The following is a 6,400-nucleotide window of genomic DNA, read 5'->3' on the forward strand; positions in this document are numbered from 1 at the left end:
TAAGGCCAATAGCGCAAGCCCGCACACAGGACACCCAGTCACACGCAAGACTGCCCTCATGGTGGATTTTGCGCTGCGCTCGTGTGGGTTGCGCGGGCACGCGACGTTTGACCCCGACGAGCCGGAGCTCCGCGACCGCTTAAGGGTCGATACTCCCGCCGGGGAAGCCTGGCGCTGTTTGCGTTGCGAGACGTTCGTCGTGGGCCCACCGCGCCGCAGCGGCCCGGCGAACACCGCACCGGAAATCCCCCGCGGTCGGTTGCTGCGCGATCGGACGTTGATGCGAGCACTGGCCGTCGAGCGCGCGGTTCGAGGCGTCATCCTCTTGCTGCTGGCGGCCGGCGTGCTCAAGGTCATGGGATCGCGCGAACGGTTGCATCGTGCGTTCGAGCAAGATCTTCCCCTGCTCAGGCCATTGGCGAACCAGCTCGGGTGGAATCCGGACAACTCCAAGATCGTTCGCCACATCGCGCACGCATTCACGCTGTCGGCATCGACATTGGTGTGGATCGCCGTGGGCCTCGCCGCATACGCGTTGATCGAATTCGTCGAGGCGATCGGGTTGTGGTTGATGCGACGGTGGGGCGAGTATTTCGCAGTTATCGCGACCAGCGTGTTCCTCCCGCTGGAAATCTACGAGCTCACCGAGAAGCTGACGGTCCTTCGGTGTATTGCACTGTTGATCAACATTGTTGCAGTCATATGGCTGCTGTGGAGCAAGCGGCTGTTCGGGCTCAACGGGGGCGCCAAGGCGTACCGAGAGGAGCATCGAACCGAAAGTCTGCTTACCGTCGAACGAGCGAGCCTGCAGGAAGCCGCGCAGTGAACAGCCGGTATCCGGCTGGTGACTATCTTCAATGAATATTCAAAGAATCCCTTCTCGCCAACTCAGCGACGAGCAAAACGCTGCCGAACCGCTGCTACATTTGCGGCACTGTGAAGTTCACCGACAGATGCAGGCCCCCATGGCTACGGTCGATCGTCGCCATCGCCGTCGCCGTCTGTGTTGTGGTCTGTGTCATCGGATATGGGCTGGTGCGATTCGAGCTCGCAACGTCTGTCCCGCCTCCATCGCCAGTGATGTCCCTGGGCGTCGATGACATAGAGCACGCGGATCCGGATCACGATTCGTCGCCCGCAGTCCACAAGTCGTTCAACATCGTAAAGCGACACCGCGCTTTACCGCCGCGGATGCGTTCGTTGCGGCTGTCGTCGTCACAGGTTTCCGTACCCACTTTGTCGGTCAGATTCGGCACAACCGGAGCCGGTGTGCCTACGTCTTCCCTTGCGGGTCAAGAACTCTTGACCCAGTTCTGTATCGCCCGTCGCTGATCGGCTCGCGCCCCCAATCACACCAATCCGCCCGAATCGGCTTGCGGGGGGGCATGCCTCAATACCCGTCGCCGGTGGGTCGGTTTTCCTACACGCATGTCTTTTCAAGGAGGACTTCACCGATGGATTTTGGGTCACTACCACCGGAAATCAATTCCGCACGAATGTATTCCGGCCCCGGCTCGGGGCCGATGTTGGCTGCCGCGACAGCTTGGAGCGGGCTGGCCGCGGAGCTGCGTACGGCGGCGGCAGGCTATCAGTCAACGACTTCGCAACTGATCACCGAGTCGTGGCTGGGCGCAGCGTCGGCGTCGATGGCGGCCGCGGCGGCACGGTACGTTGCGTGGCTGCACACCACCGCCAGCCAATCCGAACAGACCGCAATCCAGGCCACAGCCGCCGCAGCTGCTTACGAGTCGGCACGTGCGATGACGGTGCCACCGCCTGTCATCGCCGCCAACCGCATGCTGCTGATGTCACTGGTCGCTACCAACATCCTGGGTCAAAACACTCCAGCAATCGCGGCCACCGAGTTCCACTACGGCCAAATGTGGGCTCAAGACGCCGCCGCGATGTACGGCTACGCGGCCACCTCCGCGGCGGCCTCGAAGGTGACGCCGTTTACGCCGCCCCCGGCTACCAGCAATCCGGCCGGACTGGCCAGTCAAGGTACCGCACTCGCCCAAGCCGCCGGCACGTCGGCGGAGACCCAGGCGACCTTGTCGCGACTGACATCAGCGGTCCCAATCGCGTTGCAAGAAGCGGCATCTCCTTCGCCATCGACACCGGCCGTACCAGACGCGCTTCAGAAGATGTTCACGACGATCACTACGGATCCGCACCTCTGGGCGAGGTGGGGTTCGACGATAACCTCAATTCTTACGACCGGGAAAGCGCTGATGCCAGCGGCCAAGGCCGCCGAAGACGCCGGAAAGGCAGCTGGCGCTGCGCTGGGTGGAGGCCTCGGCTCGGCACTCGGCGGGGGCCTAGGCGCAGCGGGCTCGGCCGGCTCGGGTGGGTCGACGGTCGCGGCGGGCCTGGGCCGGGCGGCGTCGATCGGTGCGTTGTCAGTGCCGCAGAGCTGGGCCGCAACGGTCCCGGCCGTGAGTTCTACCGCCGCACCGTTGTCGGCTTCCGGCGGCTTGAATGCTGTCCCGGTAAGTGGCCCAGCCGGGCCAGCAGGTGTGCCCGTGATGCCGATCACGGGCATGGCCGGCAACGGCGCAGGCCGTCTTGCCGATGCTGCCGGTGCCCGGTTCCTGCCACGCCCCAACATGCTTCCGCGGTGGCCGGCAGGCGGATGACCAACAAATCATGGCCGGGCGCAACGCGAATCGGCACCGCAGCGTCCGCGTCAGGCACCATCGACTTCGTCTTGATCGGCTTCGAGGAGTGGAATTCTGAACGTCTCAGTCAATAACGTCAACAATGCGGGCAAATCTGATTCAATCCTGCACAATTTGCGGCAGGATTTTCCCGCATCGCTCGTCGTTTTCCTTGTCGCGCTGCCGCTTTCGCTGGGGATCGCGATTGCGTCTGGGGCCCCGCTCGCCGCCGGTTTGATCGCTGCGGTGGTGGGTGGCATTGTCGCCGGGATGCTCGGCGGGTCGTCGGTTCAGGTCAGCGGCCCGGCTGCGGGTCTTACCGTGGTGGTCGCCGGGTTGATCGATGAGCTCGGTTGGCCGATGTTGTGCTTGATGACCATTGGGGCCGGCGTGCTGCAGATCGCATTCGGCTTGAGCAGGATGGCCCGCGCCGCGTTGGCGATTGCCCCGGTCGTGGTGCACGCCATGCTGGCTGGCATCGGTATCACCATCGTGTTGCAGCAGGTTCATGTTCTGATGGGTGGCTCGTCGCGTAGCTCGGCGTGGCAGAACATCGTGGCGTTGCCCGACGGCATTCTCAATCACGAGTTGCACGAAGTGATCGTCGGCGGGACGGTCATCGCCATTTTGTTGTTGTGGTCGAAGGTGCCCCCGAAGGTACGCATCATTCCGGGCCCGCTCGTGGCCGTCGTCGGGGCGACCGCGCTGGCGATTGTTGGTGGCCTCAATACCGAGCGAATCGCTCTCTCGGGCAGCTTCTTCGAGTCCCTTAGCCTGCCCCAGCTGCCCGAAATGTCTCCGGGAGGTCAGCCGTGGGTTCACGAGGTCGGCGCCATAGCCGTCGGCGTCCTCACGATCGCCATGATCGCCAGCGTCGAATCGTTGCTGTGCGCGGTCGGTGTCGACAAGCTGCATCATGGCCCGCGCACGAACTTCAACAGAGAGATAATCGGGCAAGGTAGCGCAAACGTGGTGTCGGGATTACTGGGTGGGCTGCCAATCACCGGTGTCATCGTCCGCAGCTCGGCCAACGTGGCCGCCGGTGCCCGCACCCGTATGTCAGCGGTGTTACACGGCGTGTGGATCCTACTGTTTGCGTCGCTGTTCACCGAGCTGGTGGAACTCATTCCCAAGGCCGCGCTAGCCGGCCTGCTCATCGTGATCGGCGCTCGTCTCGTCACGCTGGCCCACATTCAACTTGCCTGGCGCACCGGCAATTTCGCGATCTACAGCGTCACCATTCTCTGCGTAGTGTTCCTCAACTTGCTGGAAGGCGTAGCCATCGGACTTGCCGTTGCGGTCGCATTCCTCCTGGTCAGGGTGGTACGCGCGCCCGTCGAGGTCAAACCGGTTGGGGGCGAGGAGTCGAAGCAATGGCGCGTCGATATCGATGGCACGTTGAGCTTCTTACTCTTGCCCCGCCTGACCGCAGTGCTGTCGACAGTGCCGGAGGGGTCGGACGTGACACTGAACCTGAACGCGGATTACATCGACGACTCCGTGTCCGAGGCCATCTCCGATTGGCAACGCGCCCACGAGGCGAGAGGCGGAGTGGTGGCCATCGTGGAGTCGACGCCTGCGAAGCTCCACCACGCGCACGCCGGTCCGCCGAAGCGCCACTTCGCACCCGAGCCGATCGGACTGATCCCGTGGCGGTCGACGCGCAGCAATCACCGCGGCGATGGCAACGCTTCGATCCTCGACCGCATCGATGCATACCACCGCAATGGCGCGGCCATGCTGCACCCGCATATCGCCGGGCTTACCGATTCGCAGTGTCCCTATGCGGTGTTCCTCACATGTGCCGACTCACGGATACTGCCCAACGTCATCACCGCCAGCGGGCCCGGTGACCTGTACACCATCCGCAACGTGGGCAACCTGATACCGATCGATCCCCCCGACCGATCGGTCGATGCCGCACTCGACTTCGCGCTCAATCGGCTGGGCGTGAGTTCGGCTGTCGTGTGCGGACATTCGTCCTGCGGCGCCATGACGGCGCTACTGGACGACACGACCGACCAGGCGACAACACCCATGGGCCAGTGGCTCGAACATGCACACGACAGTCTCGTCGCGTACCGGGATCGCCATCCGGCGCGCGCGAGCGCTGAGTCCAACGGCTTCACCGAAGTGGATCAGTTGGGCATCGTGAATGTGGCCATGCAGGTGGACAGGTTGACACGTCATCACATTTTGGCCCCGGCGGTTGGTTCCGGTGCTTTACAGGTCGTCGGTATGTTTTTCGACATCTCGACGGCCCATGTGTACGAGGTGGATCAGAACGGGCTGGTGTGCCCCGCTGAGCCTGCTCGCACGCAGTAGCCGAGCGGCGTCGATCGGCGCGTTGTCAGTGCCGCAGAGCTTGGCCGCCCGCTTGCCGATGCTGCCGGTTCCCGGTTCCTGCCACGCCCCAGACCGTGCGCGTTATCCACAGTCCGGGATTCATCCACAGGCGGCGCTTGTCGGACGAGCGTTTGGCGGACCGAGGCGGTAGTGTCGAACACATGTTCGAAGGAGTTCCCGACGCAGCTGTCGTGGCGACCATTGGCGACTCGGCCCGTGCCGAGAACATCGCCTGCGCGAGGCGGCTGGCTGCAATCGCCGAACTCTATGAGCGCCGTCAGATCCCGGTCGAAGGCGGGCACGGTCGCGAGCTGTGGCGTATCGACCCGTGGGAATCCGTCGCGGCTGAAGTGGCTGCCGCGCAGGGAATTACGGCCGCAGCGGCCAGCGTGGCGCTGCACCACGCGATCTGCCTGCACCAGCGGCTGCCCAAGGTCGCCGCGGTATTCGCCACCGGCGCCATCTCCTACTGGACCGTCCGCACGATCGTGAACCGCACCCACCTGGCACTCGAGCCCGCAGTACTAGCGGCCATCGATGCGGAGCTGGCCGAAGCAATCACGGCGTGGGGCGGGCTCTCGCACAAAAAGACCGAGCAGGCCATCGACGCATTGGTCGAGCGCCACGATCCCGCAGCGCGCCGGCGCACCGAGACCGCGGTGCGATCCCGCTACGTCGACATCGAGCATCACGGAGGCATCGCCTGGCTGTCCGGCGACCTCTACTCCACCGACGCCACAGTTCTGGATCGCCGGCTCACCGCGTTAGCGCATACAGTCTGCGACAAGGATCCGCGCACCATCGATCAGCGTCGCGCCGACGCCTTGGGCGCCCTGGCCGCCGAACAGTCCACGCTGGCGTGCGCTTGCGGCGAAACCGATTGCCCGGCAGCCAGAACCGCCACGCCAACATCCGTTGTGGTGCATGTGGTGGCGCAGGAAGCCGCGCTCGAAGCCGCGAAAACCCGGGACCTCAATGGCGAACGGCCTGGAGATGGCGGACCAGAGGTCGTATGCGATCCCGAACGGTTCGCCGAGCTCGTCCGCGAGGCCACCAGCCCGCGACCTGTCGACCAAATCGATGCGCCCGCCGACCTGGCGCCGAATCCCGGTGTCGTGCTGGGCGGTCCGATTGTGCCCGCATCGCTACTCGCCGAGCTCGCCGCCCGCGGCGCCGTCGAATTGCGGCCGCTGACCCATCCGGGGCAAAGCCCGCCCGAACCGAACTACCGACCGTCCAAGGCCCTGGCCGATTTCGTGCGCTGTCGCGATCTCACATGCCGATTCCCGAATTGCGACCGCCCCGCCGATCTGTGCGACGTCGACAGAGAGGATCAGATGTCGCTCGCGGTGGCGGTCTGACTCTGACTTCGATTGACGCCGACGGTTGTCCTTGTG

Annotated in this window: 5 protein-coding genes; all 5 read left to right on the plus strand. The window is 64.4% G+C overall.

Annotated features, from left to right (window positions below; translation table 11 throughout):
* Window positions 1-58: 58 nt before the first annotated feature.
* Window positions 59-826: a DUF2127 domain-containing protein gene (locus AWC06_RS07760; RefSeq protein ID WP_085196019.1), complete on the plus strand. Its 768-nt coding sequence runs from the start codon at window positions 59-61 to the stop codon at window positions 824-826.
* 110 nt (window positions 827-936) lie between these two features.
* Window positions 937-1,332 (plus strand): hypothetical protein, encoded by a 396-nt coding sequence (locus tag AWC06_RS24045; protein WP_483406799.1) that lies wholly within the window; start codon window positions 937-939, stop codon window positions 1,330-1,332.
* A 122-nt stretch (window positions 1,333-1,454) separates the two neighbouring features.
* Complete coding sequence (locus tag AWC06_RS07765; RefSeq protein WP_085196021.1) at window positions 1,455-2,636, plus strand: PPE family protein; 1,182 nt, start codon at window positions 1,455-1,457, stop codon at window positions 2,634-2,636.
* Window positions 2,637-2,732: 96 nt separating this feature from the next.
* Window positions 2,733-4,982, plus strand: coding sequence for a SulP family inorganic anion transporter (locus AWC06_RS07770; RefSeq protein ID WP_085196023.1), 2,250 nt, complete (start codon window positions 2,733-2,735; stop codon window positions 4,980-4,982).
* 182 nt (window positions 4,983-5,164) lie between these two features.
* Entirely contained in the window at window positions 5,165-6,364 is a 1,200-nt protein-coding gene (locus AWC06_RS07775) for a DUF222 domain-containing protein (protein ID WP_085196025.1), read from the plus strand.
* The last annotated feature ends 36 nt before the right edge of the window (window positions 6,365-6,400 follow it).

Origin of the sequence: Mycobacterium fragae (assembly GCF_002102185.1) — a bacterium.
In the GTDB taxonomy this organism is placed as follows: domain Bacteria; phylum Actinomycetota; class Actinomycetes; order Mycobacteriales; family Mycobacteriaceae; genus Mycobacterium; species Mycobacterium fragae.